Annotated in this window: 19 protein-coding genes; 10 read left to right on the top strand and 9 right to left on the bottom strand. The window is 74.0% G+C overall.

Annotated features, from left to right (window positions below):
- Window positions 1-89 precede the first annotated feature (89 nt).
- Window positions 90-437, top strand: a complete 348-nt coding sequence (locus tag G5B56_RS09585; RefSeq protein WP_009857038.1) for a hypothetical protein — start codon at window positions 90-92, stop codon at window positions 435-437.
- Window positions 438-442: 5 nt separating this feature from the next.
- Here the strand turns inward: G5B56_RS09585 and G5B56_RS09580 are convergent, their stop codons facing one another.
- Window positions 443-1,321 (bottom strand): LysR substrate-binding domain-containing protein, encoded by an 879-nt coding sequence (locus G5B56_RS09580; RefSeq protein WP_193384726.1) that lies wholly within the window; start codon window positions 1,319-1,321, stop codon window positions 443-445.
- 77 nt (window positions 1,322-1,398) lie between these two features.
- On the opposite strand from G5B56_RS09580, the gene G5B56_RS09575 reads away from it, so the two are divergent.
- The 3 genes from G5B56_RS09575 (at window position 1,399) to G5B56_RS09565 (ending at window position 3,368) form a co-directional block, all read left to right on the top strand.
- Complete coding sequence (locus tag G5B56_RS09575; protein WP_009857036.1) at window positions 1,399-1,812, top strand: CidA/LrgA family protein; 414 nt, start codon at window positions 1,399-1,401, stop codon at window positions 1,810-1,812.
- Window positions 1,812-2,516, top strand: a complete 705-nt coding sequence (locus G5B56_RS09570) for an LrgB family protein (RefSeq protein WP_164963048.1) — start codon at window positions 1,812-1,814, stop codon at window positions 2,514-2,516. The genes G5B56_RS09575 and G5B56_RS09570 overlap by 1 nt, the downstream gene beginning before the upstream one ends.
- A 102-nt stretch (window positions 2,517-2,618) precedes the next feature.
- Window positions 2,619-3,368 carry a fibro-slime domain-containing protein gene (locus G5B56_RS09565; protein ID WP_164963047.1) on the top strand — a complete coding sequence of 250 codons (750 nt, stop codon included), beginning with the start codon at window positions 2,619-2,621 and terminating at the stop codon, window positions 3,366-3,368.
- Window positions 3,369-3,383: 15 nt separating this feature from the next.
- On the opposite strand, the gene G5B56_RS09560 is transcribed toward G5B56_RS09565, so the two are convergent.
- From G5B56_RS09560 to G5B56_RS09545, 4 genes are all read right to left on the bottom strand, one after another.
- Window positions 3,384-4,313 carry a metal ABC transporter solute-binding protein, Zn/Mn family gene (locus G5B56_RS09560; RefSeq protein WP_164963046.1) on the bottom strand — a complete coding sequence of 310 codons (930 nt, stop codon included), beginning with the start codon at window positions 4,311-4,313 and terminating at the stop codon, window positions 3,384-3,386.
- A gap of 4 nt (window positions 4,314-4,317) precedes the next feature.
- Window positions 4,318-5,145, bottom strand: a complete 828-nt coding sequence (locus G5B56_RS09555; RefSeq protein WP_050801749.1) for a metal ABC transporter permease — start codon at window positions 5,143-5,145, stop codon at window positions 4,318-4,320.
- 35 nt (window positions 5,146-5,180) lie between these two features.
- Window positions 5,181-5,921, bottom strand: coding sequence for a metal ABC transporter ATP-binding protein (locus G5B56_RS09550; protein ID WP_164963045.1), 741 nt, complete (start codon window positions 5,919-5,921; stop codon window positions 5,181-5,183).
- A 172-nt stretch (window positions 5,922-6,093) separates the two neighbouring features.
- Window positions 6,094-6,474, bottom strand: a complete 381-nt coding sequence (locus G5B56_RS09545; RefSeq protein WP_009857030.1) for a Fur family transcriptional regulator — start codon at window positions 6,472-6,474, stop codon at window positions 6,094-6,096.
- A 154-nt stretch (window positions 6,475-6,628) separates the two neighbouring features.
- On the opposite strand from G5B56_RS09545, the gene G5B56_RS09540 reads away from it, so the two are divergent.
- The gene (locus G5B56_RS09540) at window positions 6,629-8,113 is read left to right on the top strand and encodes an alkaline phosphatase (RefSeq protein ID WP_240920682.1); all 1,485 of its coding nucleotides are present in this window, start codon (window positions 6,629-6,631) and stop codon (window positions 8,111-8,113) included.
- A complete protein-coding gene (locus G5B56_RS09535) occupies window positions 8,113-8,616 on the top strand; it encodes a DUF1566 domain-containing protein (RefSeq protein WP_164963043.1) in 504 nt (167 codons plus the stop codon). The genes G5B56_RS09540 and G5B56_RS09535 overlap by 1 nt, the downstream gene beginning before the upstream one ends.
- On the opposite strand, the gene G5B56_RS09530 is transcribed toward G5B56_RS09535, so the two are convergent.
- The 3 genes from G5B56_RS09530 to G5B56_RS09520 form a co-directional block, all read right to left on the bottom strand.
- Window positions 8,610-8,852: a SlyX family protein gene (locus tag G5B56_RS09530; protein ID WP_164963042.1), complete on the bottom strand. Its 243-nt coding sequence runs from the start codon at window positions 8,850-8,852 to the stop codon at window positions 8,610-8,612. The genes G5B56_RS09535 and G5B56_RS09530 overlap by 7 nt on opposite strands.
- A 5-nt stretch (window positions 8,853-8,857) precedes the next feature.
- Window positions 8,858-9,157 (bottom strand): hypothetical protein, encoded by a 300-nt coding sequence (locus G5B56_RS09525; RefSeq protein WP_164963041.1) that lies wholly within the window; start codon window positions 9,155-9,157, stop codon window positions 8,858-8,860.
- A 75-nt stretch (window positions 9,158-9,232) separates the two neighbouring features.
- On the bottom strand, window positions 9,233-9,718 hold the full coding sequence (locus G5B56_RS09520; RefSeq protein ID WP_164963040.1) for an HAD domain-containing protein: 486 nt from the start codon (window positions 9,716-9,718) through the stop codon (window positions 9,233-9,235).
- A gap of 165 nt (window positions 9,719-9,883) precedes the next feature.
- Here G5B56_RS09520 and G5B56_RS09515 point away from each other — a divergent pair, with 165 nt between their 5' ends.
- Window positions 9,884-11,557 (top strand): AMP-binding protein, encoded by a 1,674-nt coding sequence (locus G5B56_RS09515; RefSeq protein WP_164963039.1) that lies wholly within the window; start codon window positions 9,884-9,886, stop codon window positions 11,555-11,557.
- Window positions 11,558-11,569: 12 nt separating this feature from the next.
- Here G5B56_RS09515 and G5B56_RS09510 read toward each other — a convergent pair whose 3' ends face one another.
- A complete protein-coding gene (locus tag G5B56_RS09510) occupies window positions 11,570-12,208 on the bottom strand; it encodes an exopolysaccharide biosynthesis protein (RefSeq protein WP_037290853.1) in 639 nt (212 codons plus the stop codon).
- A 187-nt stretch (window positions 12,209-12,395) separates the two neighbouring features.
- On the opposite strand from G5B56_RS09510, the gene G5B56_RS09505 reads away from it, so the two are divergent.
- The 3 genes from G5B56_RS09505 (at window position 12,396) to G5B56_RS09495 (ending at window position 14,049) form a co-directional block, all read left to right on the top strand.
- Window positions 12,396-12,596 carry a hemin uptake protein HemP gene (locus tag G5B56_RS09505; RefSeq protein WP_009857022.1) on the top strand — a complete coding sequence of 67 codons (201 nt, stop codon included), beginning with the start codon at window positions 12,396-12,398 and terminating at the stop codon, window positions 12,594-12,596.
- Between the two features lie 83 nt (window positions 12,597-12,679).
- Window positions 12,680-13,735, top strand: coding sequence for a ChuX/HutX family heme-like substrate-binding protein (locus tag G5B56_RS09500; RefSeq protein ID WP_164963038.1), 1,056 nt, complete (start codon window positions 12,680-12,682; stop codon window positions 13,733-13,735).
- A complete protein-coding gene (locus G5B56_RS09495) occupies window positions 13,732-14,049 on the top strand; it encodes a hypothetical protein (RefSeq protein ID WP_009856351.1) in 318 nt (105 codons plus the stop codon). Before G5B56_RS09500 ends, G5B56_RS09495 begins: the two co-directional genes overlap by 4 nt.
- Window positions 14,050-14,130: the final 81 nt, after the last annotated feature.

Below are 14,130 nucleotides of genomic sequence, written 5' to 3'. Positions count from 1 at the left end.
CTTCGGCGTGCCGGGGTGGTGTCCTCGCAACCCCGGCCCCGCACGTTGTGTTCTGGCGCCCGTCCCCGGCGCCTGCCGTCCTGCCGTCCATGGAATTCCTGTATCTGAAGATCCCGTCGACCGACGAAGCGGCCGACGCGCACCATGCCTTGCACGCCGCGCTCGAGCAGACCCTCGCCGAAGCCGGCCAGGGCACGCTGCTCGGCTGGGGCGGCTCGCTCGGTGAGGCTGGCGGCGCCGGCGTTCGGCCGCTGCGTTTCCACCGCATCGACATCGAGGTGCACGAGCTCGCGCCGGCGCGTGCGCTGCTGCAGCGCCGGCTGGACGAGCTCGGTGTCGCGCCGGGCACCGAGCTGCACTACAGCGTCGCGCGCCGGGCGCGGGTCGACGTGCTCGGCGCCTCGGGCTGGGTGCCGCGCGCGCTGCCGGTGCGCTGAACGCCCTAGGCGGCGGCCGCTGCCAGCGCCAGCCAGGCGCGTGCGGCGTGCGGCAGGTAGCCGCCGCGGCGCCAGGCCAGCGCCATGTGCCAGACCAGCGCCGGCTCGGCCAGCGCGAGCACACGCACGCCCGGGCGGCGCCGCGGCTCGGCCATCAGCCGCGGCAGGAAGCCGACGCCGAGCCCGGCGGCGACGAGCTCGACCATGAAGTCGATCTGGCTGGTGCGTGCGACGACGTGCGGCTCGAAGCCGGCGCTGCGCGCCGCGTCGACGAGCATCGGGTTGAGCGCAAAACCGGCTTCGAACAGCACGAAGGGCTGGGCCGCCAGCGCTGCGAAGCCCACCGAGTCGCCGTCGAGCGCCAGCGGCACCGACTCGGCGACCAGCACGCACATCGGCTCTTCGCGCACCGACTGCCAGTCGAAGGCCGCCGAGGTCGGCGCCAGCAGCCCGGCGAGGTCGAGCTCGCCGTCGCTGAGCATCTGCTCCAGGCGTTTGCTGCCGTGTTCGACGAGTTGCACCTCGATGCCGGGATACAGGCTGCGAAAGCGAGCGAACAGCGGCGCGAAGAGCTGGCTGCTGCCGATCGGCGGCAGGCCCAGGCGCAGCAGGCCGCGCTGCAGGCCACGCAGTTCGTCGAGTTCGGCGCGCAGGTCGTCCTGCTCGGCCAGCAGCGCCAGCGCGCGGCGGTAGACGACCTCGCCGGCGTCGGTCAGGCGCGCCGGCTGCACGCCGCGGTCGAGCAGCACGACGCCCAGTTCGTCCTCGAGCTGGCGCACCGCCTTGCTGACCGCCGACTGGGTGGCGAAGACCTGGCGCGCCGCCGGCGAAAAACCGCCCTGGCGCACGACCTCGATGAAGGCGCGCAGGGCGCGCAGCTTGATGTCCATTCCAAAAGGGACTGGAGCGCAGTCCAAACATTCGCTTTCATCATGCTGCGCTGCAACCTAGAGTGCAAGCCATGGATCTCGCACCCGACTGGCATGGCACGACGGTGGCGCTGCGGCGCCGCTGGCGGCGCAGCCGCATCGCCCAGCTGGGCGCGATCGGCGCGGTCTGGGCGGCGGGCGAACTCATCGTGCGCACGACCGGCCTGCCGCTGCCCGGCGGGCTGGTCGGCATGGCGCTGCTGTTCGTGCTGCTGGCCACCGGCGCGGTGCGCGTGGCGAGCTGGCGCCGCGGCGCGAGCTGGCTGATCGCCGAGATGCTGCTGTTCTTCGTGCCGGCGGTGCTGGCGGTGCTGGACCACCCGGAGCTCTTCGGCTGGCTGGGCCTGAAGCTGCTCGTCGTCATCGCCGGCGGCACGCTGGCGGTGATGGCCGCCACCGCGCTCGCCGTCGAGTGCATGCTGCGCCGCGGCGGGGCGCAGCCGTGATGGCGGTGTTCTCGGCGTCGGCTGCCGCGGCGGTGCTGCTGTGGTCGGCGCCGACGATCGCCGCCTACGCCGCGGCCAAGGCGCTGCACCGCCGCCATCCGCGCGCCTGGACCCTGCCGCTGGTGCTGGCGCCGGCGGTGCTGCTGCTCGTCGTGCTGGCGCTGCACGGCAGTTATGCCGAGTACCTGCGCGGCACGCACTGGCTGCTGGCGCTGCTGGGGCCGGCGACGGTGGCCTTCGCGGTGCCGGTCTGGGAGCAGCGTGCGCTGCTGCGCCGCCACGCCGCGGCGCTGGCCGTCGGCATGGTCGTCGGCAGCACGGTGTCCATCCTCACCGCCTGGTGGCTGGCGTCCTGGCTGGGTGTCGGCGGCGAGCTGCGGCTGAGCCTGGTGCCGCGTTCGGTCAGCACGCCGTTCGCGATGACGGTCGCCGGCGACATCGGCGGCGTGCCCGACCTGGCGGCGGTGTTCGTCGTCTTCACCGGCGTGCTCGGCGCGACGATCGGCCAGGCGCTGCTGCGCTGGCTGCCGCTGCGCTCGACGCTGGCACGCGGCGCGCTGTTCGGCATGGGCGCACACGGCGCCGGCGTCGCCCAGGCGCACCGTGTCGGCGCCGAGGAAGGCGCGGTCGCCGGGCTGGTGATGGTGCTGGTCGGGGCGCTGAACGTGCTCGTCGCGCCGGCGCTGGCCTGGGCCCTGCGCTGAGCCCGCCGCGAACGAGGGGGTGAGCGCAGCGCTCCCCGCGCCTCCGGGGATCACGGCCGGACGACGGCTGCGGACAATGCCCCGAACACCCGGAGGGACAACATGCGATCCAAGCTCTTCGCCGCGGCCCTGCTCGCCGCCGCCACCAGCGCCGCGTCGGCGAGCACGCTGACGCTCACCGGCACGGTGCGCGACTTCAACGCCGACGGCATCAACTTCGAAGGAGCGCTGGCCGCCGGCCAGGGTTACGTGCAGTCGACGCTGAGCGGTGCCTCGCCGACGCTCACCGCGCTCGGCCAGTCGGTGATCTCCAACACCGGGGCCGGCGCCTTCGACCTCTGGTACACCCGGCCCACCGCCAGCGCCTCGTACGCGCTGGTGCTCGACGAGACCTCTCCCGGTCTCTACACCTATTCGTCGAACAGCTTCTTCCCGATCGACGGCCAGCTGCTGGGCAACGAGGGCCGCAACCACAACTACCACTTCACGTACACGATCTCGACGACGTTCTCGTACCTGAAGGGCGCCGGCCAGGAGTTCACCTTCACCGGCGACGACGACGTCTGGGTGTACTTCGACGATCTGCTGGGCATCGACCTCGGCGGCGTGCACGGCGCGCAGTCGCAGACGGTCAACCTGGATGCGCTGTTCTCCGGCGCCAACGCGCGCGAATCCGGCACCTACTCGTTCGACTTCTTCTTCGCCGAGCGCCACACGACGCAGTCCAACCTGCAGATCACGACCTCGCTGGTGTTCGACGAGAACCCGCAGGACGTGCCCGAGCCGGGCACACTGGCGCTCGGGGTGCTGGCCCTGGCGGGCGTCGGCGCCGCGCGCCGCCGTCGCGGCTGAGGCCGGGGCGGCGCCTCAGGCGCCGCTCATGCCGGCGACCAGCGCGCGCACGTTGTACTCGTAGAGCGCGACGAAGCTCGCCGCCGGGCCGCCCGGCGCCGACAGCGCGTCCGAATAGAGCCGGCCGCCGAGGCGCGCGCCGGTCTCGCGCGCGATGCGCTCGACCAGCCGCGGGTCGCTGATGTTCTCGACGAACACCGCGCGCACCTTCTGCTGCCGGATCTGGCGCACGAGCCGGCCGACGGCCGCCGCCGACGGCTCGCTGTGCGTCGTCCAGCCCTGCGGCGCGAGGAACTCGATGCCGTAGGCCGCGCCCAGGTAGCCGAAGGCGTCGTGCGAGGTGATGACGCGGCGCTGCTCGCGCGGCACCGTGTCGACGAGGCGGCGCAGCCGCGTGTCCAGCGTCGCCAGGCGCTCGCCGTAGGCCGCGGCGCGGGCCTCGAACTCGGCGCGGCGCTGCGGCCAGCGCCGCGCCAGTGCGGCGGCGATCGTCGCCACGTAACGCTGTGCGTGGGCCAGGTCCTGCCAGGCGTGCGGGTCGGCGTCGCCGTGGTCGTGGCCATGACCATGGTCGTGGTCGTGGTCGTCGTGCGCCGCGTGGCGCGGCGTGATGCCGGCGCTGGCGACGACGATCTCGCCGCGGTAACCCGAGTTCTTCACCAGCCGCGTCATCCAGCCTTCGAAACCCAGGCCGTTGACGACGACGAGGTCGGCGCCGGCGAGCTTGCGCACGTCGCCCGGGCGCGGCTCCCAGGCGTGGGCGTCGGCGTCGGCGCCGACCAGCGAGCCGACCTCGAAGTCCGGCGGCGCGACCTCGCGCACCAGGTCGGCGAGGATCGAGAAGCTGGCGACGATGCGCCCGCCACGCGGCGCCTGGGCGAAGACGGGGGCGGCGGCGCAGGCCAGTGCGGCGGCGAGCAGCGAACGGCGGGGCAGGGGGGTCATGGTCTCAGCGTTGCAGATGGTGGGCGGCCTGGAAACGCCGCACGAGCACGCCGTCGCGGCGGCCGAGCAGCACCGAACCGAGATAGGCCAGGCCGCAGACGAGCACGATGCACGGGCCCGACGGCAGCTCGGCGTGGTAGCTCCAGAGCAGGCCGATCGCACCCGAGGCGGCGCCGATCGCCGCGGCCACGGTGCACATCGCCGCCAGCCCGGCGGCCCAGAAACGTGCCGCGGCGGCCGGCAGCATCATCAGGCCGACGGCCATCAGCGTGCCCAGGGCCTGGAAGGCGCTGACGAGGTTGGCCACCAGCAGCACCAGCAGCAGCGCGTGCACGGTGGCGCCGGGGCCGCCGACGCTGCGCAGGAAGCCCGGGTCGCAGCTTTCCAGCACCAGCGGGCGCCAGGCCAGCGCCAGCGCGAACAGCGTCAGGCTGGCGACGCCGGCGGTCTGCAGCAGCGCCGCGTCGTCGGCGGCGAGCACGCTGCCGAACAGCAGGTGCATCAGGTCGACCTGGCTGCCGCGCCAGGACACCAGCAGCACGCCCAGCGCCAGCGCGATCAGGTAGAAGGCGGCGAAGCTCGCGTCCTCGCGCTGCGGCGTGTTGCGCGTGACGAAGCCGGCGGCCAGCGCGACGATCAGCGCGGCGACGAAACCGCCGGCGCTCATCGCCGGAAACGACAGCCCGGCGATCAGGTAGGCCACCGCCGCGCCCGGCAGCACCGCGTGGGCGAGCGCGTCGCCGGCCAGGCTCATGCGGCGCAGCACCAGCAGGCAGCCGATCGGCGCCGCGCCCAGCGACAGCGCCAGCGTCGCGACCAGCGCGCGGCGCATGAAGCCGAACTCGACGAAGGGTTGCAGCAGCTCGATCACGGCGTGGCCTCCGTGGCGCAGCGCGGCGCGTGCGCGTCCCAGGCTTCGGCCATGCGGCGCGCGGCGCCCAGGTGCTCGTCGCACAGCACCTCGGCCGTCCGGCCCCAGGCGACCTTCTCGCGGGCCAGCAGCAGCGTGTGCTCGAAATGCGCACGCACCTGCTCCAGGTCGTGCAGCACGGCGATCAGCGTGCGGCCCTCGGCCTTCCAGCGCTCCAGCAGCGCCAGCAGGTCGGTGGTGGTGCGTTCGTCCAGCGCGTTGAAGGGTTCGTCGAGCAGGATCAGCGCCGCGTCCTGGACCACCAGGCGAGCGAACAGCACACGCTGCATCTGGCCCACCGACAGTTCGCCGATCGGCCGGTCGTCGAAACCTTCGAGGCCCACGGCGTGCAGCGCCTCGTGCACCTGGCGGCGCATCGCCGCGCCGACGACGCCGAAGCAGCCGATGCGCTGCCACAGCCCCATCGCGACGAACTCCTGCACCCGCACCGGGAACGAGCGGTCGATCTCGCCGGCCTGCGGCAGGTAGGCCACCCGCAGCGCCGGGTCGCGCTCGACACGGCCCTGGTAGCGCCGCAGCGTGCCGCCGAGCACGGCCATCAGGCTGCTCTTGCCGGCGCCGTTGGGGCCGACGATCGCGGTGGCGCTGGCGGCCGCGAAGCTGCCGCTCAGGTGGTGCACCGCGGGGTGGCCGCGCCAGGCGACCGTCAGGTCGTGCAGGCGCACGGCGGCGGTCACTGGGGCACCCTTCGGCCCGTCGGCCGGTCCCGCCAGGCGGGAACGAGCCCCGGACAAGTCCCGAGGGCTCATGACAGCGCCCACGCGACGGCGGCCCACAGCACGGCGACGATCAGCGCCGCGCCGGCCAGCCGGGTCAGCGCCCCTGCCATCAGCATCGTGTTCTCCGGTCTCAGTTCGGTGCCGCGGCGCAGTCGCTGCAGCGGCCGTACAGCGTCAGTTCGTGGTCCTCGACGCTGAAGCCCGGCGGCGCGAGGTGCGACAGATCGCCGGGGCAGGCATGCACGTCGAAGACACGCTGGCAGCGCGTGCACTGGAAGTGGTGGTGGTGGCGGTGCTCGGCGGCCTCGTAGCGCGGCACCTCGCCGGGCAGCGTCACGGTGCGCAGCAGGCCCTCGTCGACCAGCGCCTTCAGGTTGCGGTAGACGGTGGCGATGCCCAGCCCGGGCGCCGTGCGCTGCGCGCGCTCCAGCACCTCCTGCGGCAGCAGCGGGCGCGCGGCTTCGGCGATCGCGTCGCGGATCGCGGAGCGCTGGCGGGTGTTGCGTTCCATGGAGGGAGGCGGGGAGCAGGGCCTTAATGATATTGCTGTCGCAATATCAAGGCTCGCGACACGGGCATGGGCTAGGCTCGCGGCTCCCGCGAATTCCGAGCCTCCGCCGATGACCCGCCGCCCGACTCCCCCCGCCGTCCCGCCGCGCCGCACCGTGTTCGCTGCCCTGGCCGCCGCCGCGCTGCTGTCGGCCTGCGCCGCCGCGCCGTCCGCGCCGGCGCCTGCCAAGCCGAAGAACGTCATCGTGATGATCAGCGACGGCGCCAGCTGGAACACCTGGGAGATGGCGGCCCACTTCCGCGCCGGCGCACGCGCCAACGACCTGCCCGAGTACCAGCTGCTGACCGAGCGCTGGGGCGTCACGACCTTCCCGCTGAACACCTCGACGAAGCCGACGCACGACGCGACGCCGCAGGTGAGCTACGACCCCGCGCGCGCCTGGGACCCGAGCCCGGTGGCGCCGGTGCCGGGCGATGCCTACGCCACCGCGATCGCCGGCTACCAGTACCTGAAGCGCCAGTACACCGACTCGGCCGCCGCCGGCACCGCGCTGGCCTCGGGCACCAAGACCTACAACAACGCGATCAACGTCGACAACTTCGGCCAGCCGCTGGACTTCGCGACACGCATCGCGCGCGGCGCCGGCAAGGCCACCGGCGTCGTCACCTCGGTGCCGCTGGCGCACGCGACGCCGGCGGCCTTCGGCGCGCGCAATGCCAGCCGCAGCCGCATGACGGAGCTCGCACGCGACATGCTGCGCGACGGCAACCTCGACCTGATCATGGGCGCCGGCCACCCCGAGCACGACGGCAACGGCGCCAGCGTGCTCGGCCTGTCGGCCGCCGACTGCGCCGCGCGCACGGCCTGCAGCAAACGCTGGGACGTGCTCGCCGAAGCCGAGTGGCGCGAGCTGCGCGCCGGCACGCTGCGCCCGGCGGGTGCCGAGCGGCCGTGGACGCTGGTCGAGGACCGCGCCGAGTTCGAGCGCCTGGCCGCCGGCCAGCGCCGTGTCGACGGCCCGCTGCTCGGCATCCCGCGGGTGCGCTGGACGCTGCAGCAGGCGCGCGAGGAAGAAGTGCTCGGCGCCGACCCGGCGCAGCCCAGCGGCGTGCGCCGCATCGCCACCGTGCCCGACTTGGCGACGATGGCCGGCGCCGCGCTGCGCCATCTGGAGCGCGACCCCGACGGCCTGTTCCTGATGATCGAGGGCGGCGCCGTCGACTGGGCGGCGCACGCCAACCAGGCCGGCCGTCTGGTCGAAGAGCAGACCGAGTTCAACGCCGCGCTGGCCGTCGTCGAGGCCTGGATCGCCGCCCACGGCGGCTGGCAGCAGAACCTGCTGATCGTCACCACCGACCACGGCAACGCGATGCCGATGGGGCCGCAGTCCGACCGCGTCGCCTTCCAGCCGGTGCCCAACGGCGGCGCCGGCGTGCGCCCGGCGCCGCGTTTCTGGAGCGACAACCACACCAACGAACTGGTGCGGCTGTGGGCGCGGGGTGCCGGCGCGGAGCGGTTCGCCGCCCACCAGCGTGGCCGCGACCCGCGTTTCGCCGAGGTCACCGGCCACAACGACGACGGCCGCTACGTCGACAACACCGACGTCTTCCGCGTCGTGAAGGCGGCGCTGGAGCGCTGATGCTTGCCGCCGCGCTGCTGCTGGCGGCCGCCGCCGGCGCGGCGCCGATCTGCCGCGATGGCGTGCGCCCGCCGCCGGCTTTCGCCGTCGTCTCGCCAGAGCTGGTCGACGACCCGGCGCGTGGCCTGCAGTGGCAGCGCTGCCCTTGGGGCCAGACCGGCGATGACTGCAGCGACGGCGCGCCGCGCCGGCTGAGCGCGATGCAGGCCCAGGACCTGGTCGCACGCCTGGCGCGCGACGGCTGGTTGGGCCGCCACGACTGGCGGCTGCCGACACGCGCCGAGCTGCGCACGCTGGTCGACGGCCACTGCGTGGACCCGGCGATCGACGGCCGCGTCTTCCCGGCGACGCCGCCGCTGTGGTTCTGGACTTCGGACGCCGAGCCCGGCAACGACTACGACGCCTGGGCGCTGGACTTCCGCAGCGGCGACGAGGTGCTCGACGACCGCAACCTGCCCAACGCCGTGCGGCTGGTGCGCCGCCGCGAGGCCGCCGCTCAGTAGTGCGGCGGCAGTTCCTCGCGCAGGCTGCGCCAGGTCGCCGGCTCGGCGGCCGCGCCCTGGCGCTTCAGCTCGAGCAGCTCGCGGGTCAGCAGGTCGATCTGCTGCTGCTGGCGCACGACGACGGTGTCGAGCTTCTCCAGCAGGTCCTCGGTGAAGGCGAGCTTGACCTCGAGGTCTTCCAGCCGGCGCTCGACACGCGCCTCGTCCTCGGCCCGGGCACGGCTCGTCGTGGCCATGCCGCTCAGAGGCTGCCGCCGCCCTCGCGGGCCAGCGTGTCGCTCAGGTCGTCGGGCGTCGTGCCGGGCAGCGGCACCTGCAGGATCTCGGGCACGGCGGCGTCGGCACGCTGCCACTCGAACTTCACCTGCGGCAGGCCGCCGTCGGCGTCGAGCGCGAAGCCGGCGAAGCGGATGTAGCGCGCCTGCGCCAGCGCGGCCTTCAGCGCGGGGTCGCAGTCGGCGATCAGCGGGCCGCTGATCAGCTCGTCCATCGGGATGTCGGCGAACTGCTCGGCGATGCCGTCCAGGAATTCTTGGTCCATGCGCAAATCCTCGTGAAGCCGCGCATTGTCCGCCGCCCGGCGGCGCTCGCGCAGCGTCCGGGGCATGGGCCGGGCTCAGGCCCCCAGCGGCAGCGTGCGCCGCGGCGGCGGCGGCAGCACGCGCACCACGGCCTCGCGGCGCAGCGAGCGCCGGTGCAGCCGGCCGTGCAGCTCGGCGGCCTCGGCGGCGCCGAAGCGGCGGCAGGCCAGCAGCCGGTGGGCGTGGGCGTGGAACTCGTCGGCACGGTCGTCCACCGCCAGCCAGTCGGCGTCCTCGGCGTCGGCCTGGCGCAGCCAGTCGAGGATCTCGTCCTCGCGCCCCGGGCGCGACTGCGCCAGCGCGCCGTAGATCGGCGTCGTGCCGAGGATGCGCCCGTGCAGCGGCGCGCTGAACGGTGCACGCAGGCGGTCGATCGTCGTCCAGTGGCGGCGCTCGTCGGCCAGCACCACCCGCAGCTGCGGCCAGGCCTGCAGCACGGCCTCGAAACCGGGCAGCCCGCCTTGCGCATCCTCGGCGTCGGCCAGGCGCGTCAGGCACTCGGTGTTCACGAAGATCAGCATCGTTTCGCCTCCAGGAGCATCCATGCTGGGCCTGGCGGATGGCAGTGCCGTGAACGCCGTGTGACAGCCGATGCCCCGAAGCGGTGCGGTGATTTGACTTCGCTCATGCTCCGTCATCGCCGGGCGAACCCGGCATGCACGCGCTGTGCGACCATCGCCGGCCTCATGTTCAAGCCCTGGCTCGCCCACTATCCGGACGGCATTCCGCCGGAAATCGACGTCGGCTGCCACGCGTCGCTGGTCGACGCGCTCGCCGACGCCTGCACCCGCTTCGCCGATCAGCCCGCCTTGTGGTCGATGGGCCGCACGATGAGCTACCGCCAGCTCGACGAGGCGAGCCTCGCTTTCGCCGCCTGGCTGCAGCACGGCGCCGGCCTGGTGCGCGGCGAACGTGTCGCGCTGATGATGCCCAACCTGATGCAGTACCCGGTGGCGCTGCTGGGCGTGCTGCGCGCGGGGCTGGTCGTCGTCAACGTCAACCCGCTGTACACGCCGCGCGAGCTGGAGCACCAGCTGCAGGACTCGGGCGCCGCGGCCATCGTGGTGCTGGAGAACTTCGCGTCCAAGCTGGAGCAGGTGGTCGCGGCGACGCGGCTGCGCGCCATCGTCACCACCGGCGCCGGCGACCTGCTCGGCTTCAAGGGCCACGTCGTCAACGCCGTCGTGCGCCACGTGAAGAAGATGGTGCCGCCGTGGCGGCTGCCGGGTGCCGTCGGCTTCAACCAGGCGCTGGCCGCCGGGCGCCGCCGCGCGCTGTCGCCGGTCACGCTGGGCCACGACGACCTGGCCTTCCTGCAGTACACCGGCGGCACCACCGGCGTCGCCAAGGGCGCGATGCTGACCCACGGCAACGTGCTGGCCAACGTGCTGCAGGTGACGGCCTGGCTGGCGCGCGACATGCAGGACGGCCGCGAGACCGTCGTGCTGCCGCTGCCGATGTACCACGTGTTCGCGCTGATGGCGTCCTTCGTCTTCCTGCGCAAGGGCTCCAAGCTGGTGCTGATCCCGAACCCGCGCGACATGGGCGAGATGCTGAAGACGCTGCAGACGGTGCCGTTCACCGGCATCGTCGGCGTCAACACGCTGTACCGCGCGCTGCTCGACGCACCGGGTTTCGCGCGGGTCGACCTGAGCGGGCTGAAGCTCGCGGTGGCCGGCGGCATGGCGGTGCAGCACGTCGTCGCCCAGCGCTGGCGCGAACGCGCCCGGGTGCCGCTGGTCGAGGGTTACGGCCTGACCGAGGCCTCGCCGGTGGCGATCGCCAACCCGGTCGACGTGCACGAGTGGAGCGGCACGATCGGCATGCCGATCCCGAGCACCGACGTCGTCATCGCCGACGACGAGGGCCGCGCGCTGCCGCCCGGGAGCGTCGGCGAGATCCGCCTGCGCGGCCCGCAGATCATGCGCGGCTACTGGCAGCGGCCCGAGGAGACCGCCGAGGTGCTGACCGCCGACGGCTGGCTGCGCACCGGCGACATGGGCACGATGGACGAGCAGGGCAACATCCGCATCACCGACCGCAAGAAGGACATGATCGTCGTCTCGGGCTTCAAGGTCTTCCCGAACGAGGTCGAGGACGTGCTGACGATGCACCCCGGGGTGCAGGAAGCCGGCGCGGTGGGCGTGCCCGACGAACGTTCGGGCGAGGCGGTCAAGGTCTTCGTCGTGCGCCACGACCCCGAGCTGACCGAGCGCGAGCTGCTGGCGCACTGCCGCCAGCACCTCACCGGCTACAAGATGCCGCGCCAGATCGAGTTCCGCGAGCAGCCGCTGCCGCGCACCAACATCGGCAAGATCCTGCGCCGCGAACTGCGCGACGGGCCGCCGCCGGCGCCCTGAGTCGGCGCCGGCTCAGCCGCCCAGGCCCAGCACCTGGGTGGCGAAGTAGACGGCGCCCTTGACCATCGCCCAGACGACGCCGGAGACGACGACCGCGGCGACGACCGCCGCCACCGCGCCGGCGATCACCCAGACGCCATCGCGTTCGAGCACGCCGAGCGCGAACAGGCTCACCGCCAGCGCCGGCAGCATGTTGCCCAGCGGCACCGGCAGCACCAGCACGCACGACAGCAGCAGGCAGACGAGGCCGATCAGGTACTCCATCGGCGGCGCCGCCAGCGTGCTCCAGCGCGGCTTCAGCAGGCGTTCGGCGCGCGCCAGCCATGGCGACACGCGCGTGATCAGGCGCTCGAAGTCGGCACGCGCCATCGAGCGCGACGCGATCACCCGGGGCAGCCACGGCTTCAGGCCGAAGGCCAGCTGCGCGGCGAGGAAGATCAGCGGCGCCCCCAGGATCGCCGAGGTGCCCGGCGGCGTCGGCAGCACGTTCGGGAAGGCGAAGACGAACAGCAGCGCCGCCAGCGCGCGGTCGCCCAGCGCGGCCAGCAGGTCGCCGACGGCGACACGTTCACGCGAGTCGTCGCGGGCCAGCTGTTCGAGCATCGCCGACAGCGGCAGGCGGGCAGGGGCGTCGAGGGGGAAACGGGGCATCGGGACGGGGAACGGTCGGCGGCAGGCGATGTTGTAACGGTTCGCCGCGGCTCCGAGCCCGCGGCGGCCGCTCAAAAGGGCTTCGCGCCGGCTGCGGCGTGGTGTCCGGGCCATCGACACGGCCTCAGGGGCTTGTTAATGAGAATGGTTCGCATTAGAGTGCGGCTTCGGACACAGGACACCCCCGATGCAACCCGATTCTCGTGACCCCCGGCCGCCGGCCGCCCAGCCGCCGCTGCGTGCCGCCGCCTCCTGCGCCGCGGCCCGCCGCCCGCGCTGGACCAGCGCCGAACTGTTCGCCGGCGCCGAGGAGATCGAGATCCAGCATGGCGAGGCCGTCTACCGCATGCGCATCACCTCGATGGGCAAGCTGATCCTGACCAAGTAGTCCGCGCCGTCTTTCCACCGCAGCACCAGCCAGCGATCCGCCAGCACGTGCGCCCCGATGTCCAGGAGCGTTCCGTGCACACGATGTCCTCCGTTCCCCGGGTCCTCCAGGGCCTGACGCTGCCGCCGCCGGGCGTGCGCGCCCCCGCGCTGCGCCGCGTCTTCGGTTCGCTGGGCGGCGCCAGCGCCGCCGGCGCCGCGCTGCAGCGCTGCGACGCGGCCGCCGCGCTGGGCGTGCGCGAGGCCGAACTCGTTGCCGCCCACGCCGGCTGCTTCGACCGGGCCGAGTCGCCGCTGGCCGCGCGCCGGCTGCGCGTGCGCCGGCGTGACATCGCCGCCGCGCTGGCGCGGTTCGGGCCCACCCGCACCGTGGCCGGCCACCGGGCCTGCCGCGTCGAGCGCCAGGGCGCGGCCCAGGCGCCCGAGCGCTGGGCGCACGCCTTCGCGCTCGAGCAGCGCGGCGCCGACGGCGGCGTGTTGCGCAGCCTGCAGTTCTTCGACGCCGCCGGCGACAGCCTGGCCGAGCTGACGCCGCTGGACGCCGGCGGCGTGGCCGCCTGGTTCGACCTCGTCGAGGCCTGCGCCTGTTTCGAGCCGGCACCGCGGCCGCTGGTGGCGCGGCGCGTGCGCGCCGTGCGTGCCGCGTCCGTGCCCGCCGACGCCGCGACGCTGCGCCAGGTCTGGAGCGCGATGCGCGGCCCCGACGGCTTCGAGCGGCTGCTGGCGCGCTTCGCGCTGGCGCCGGCCGAGGCCTGCCGCCTGGCCGGCCCCGACTTCGCGCGCCGTGTCGCGCCGACCAGCGCGCACGAGCTGCTGGCCGCCGCGGCCCAGCAGGGCGTGGGGCTGGCCGTCGAGGTGCCCGGCGCCGGCGCCTGCGGCGGCGACTGGCGCGCCGTGCGCCAGGCCCGCGGCTGGACCGAGGCCGAAGCCGGCGGCGTGCGCCTGCATCTGCGCGAGGACGCGGTGGCCGAGGCCTGGCTGCTGGCCTGTCCGTCGCGGGCCGGGCTGCGCCAGACGCTGCTGCTGCTGGACGCCGCCGGCGCGCCGATCGCCCGCCTGGGCGACGACGCCGGCCCGCGCCGCGAGCGCTGCGGCTGGCGCCGCCTCGTCGCCCAGCTCGACGCGGAGCTGCAGGCATGAACGCGCCGCTGCCGCGAACCGCTGCCGTGCACGCGCTGGCGCGTGCCGAAACCGGCGCCGCGCTGCACGCGCTGCAGCACCGCGCCGACGCCGCCGAGGCCGACGCGATGCGCCTGCGTGCGTTGCTGATCCGCCGCGACACCGAGATCGCCCAGCTGCGCGACGAGCTGCGGCTGCTGCACGTCGAGACGCCCGACCTGCGCACCCGGCTCGAGCTGGTGCGCGAGAACCGCCGCCAGGCCGAGCAGCTCGTCGCGCTGCGCCGCGCGCTCGGCGGCGGCGCCTGGCGCGCCGAGGGCCGCTTCGGGACCTGAGTCCCCGTTTCCCCGTCTCCCTGCTCTTCCTCCGACCGCCAGCCACCACGCCCGTCTCCGGGCGCCGGCCGCCAGCCCGTT

The organism is Rubrivivax sp. JA1026, assembly GCF_011065555.1.
GTDB classification, from domain to species: Bacteria; Pseudomonadota; Gammaproteobacteria; order Burkholderiales; family Burkholderiaceae_C; genus Rubrivivax; species Rubrivivax benzoatilyticus.
The sequence above is the reverse complement of the archived record's forward strand: the minus strand, read 5'-3'. Positions and strand labels throughout refer to the sequence as shown.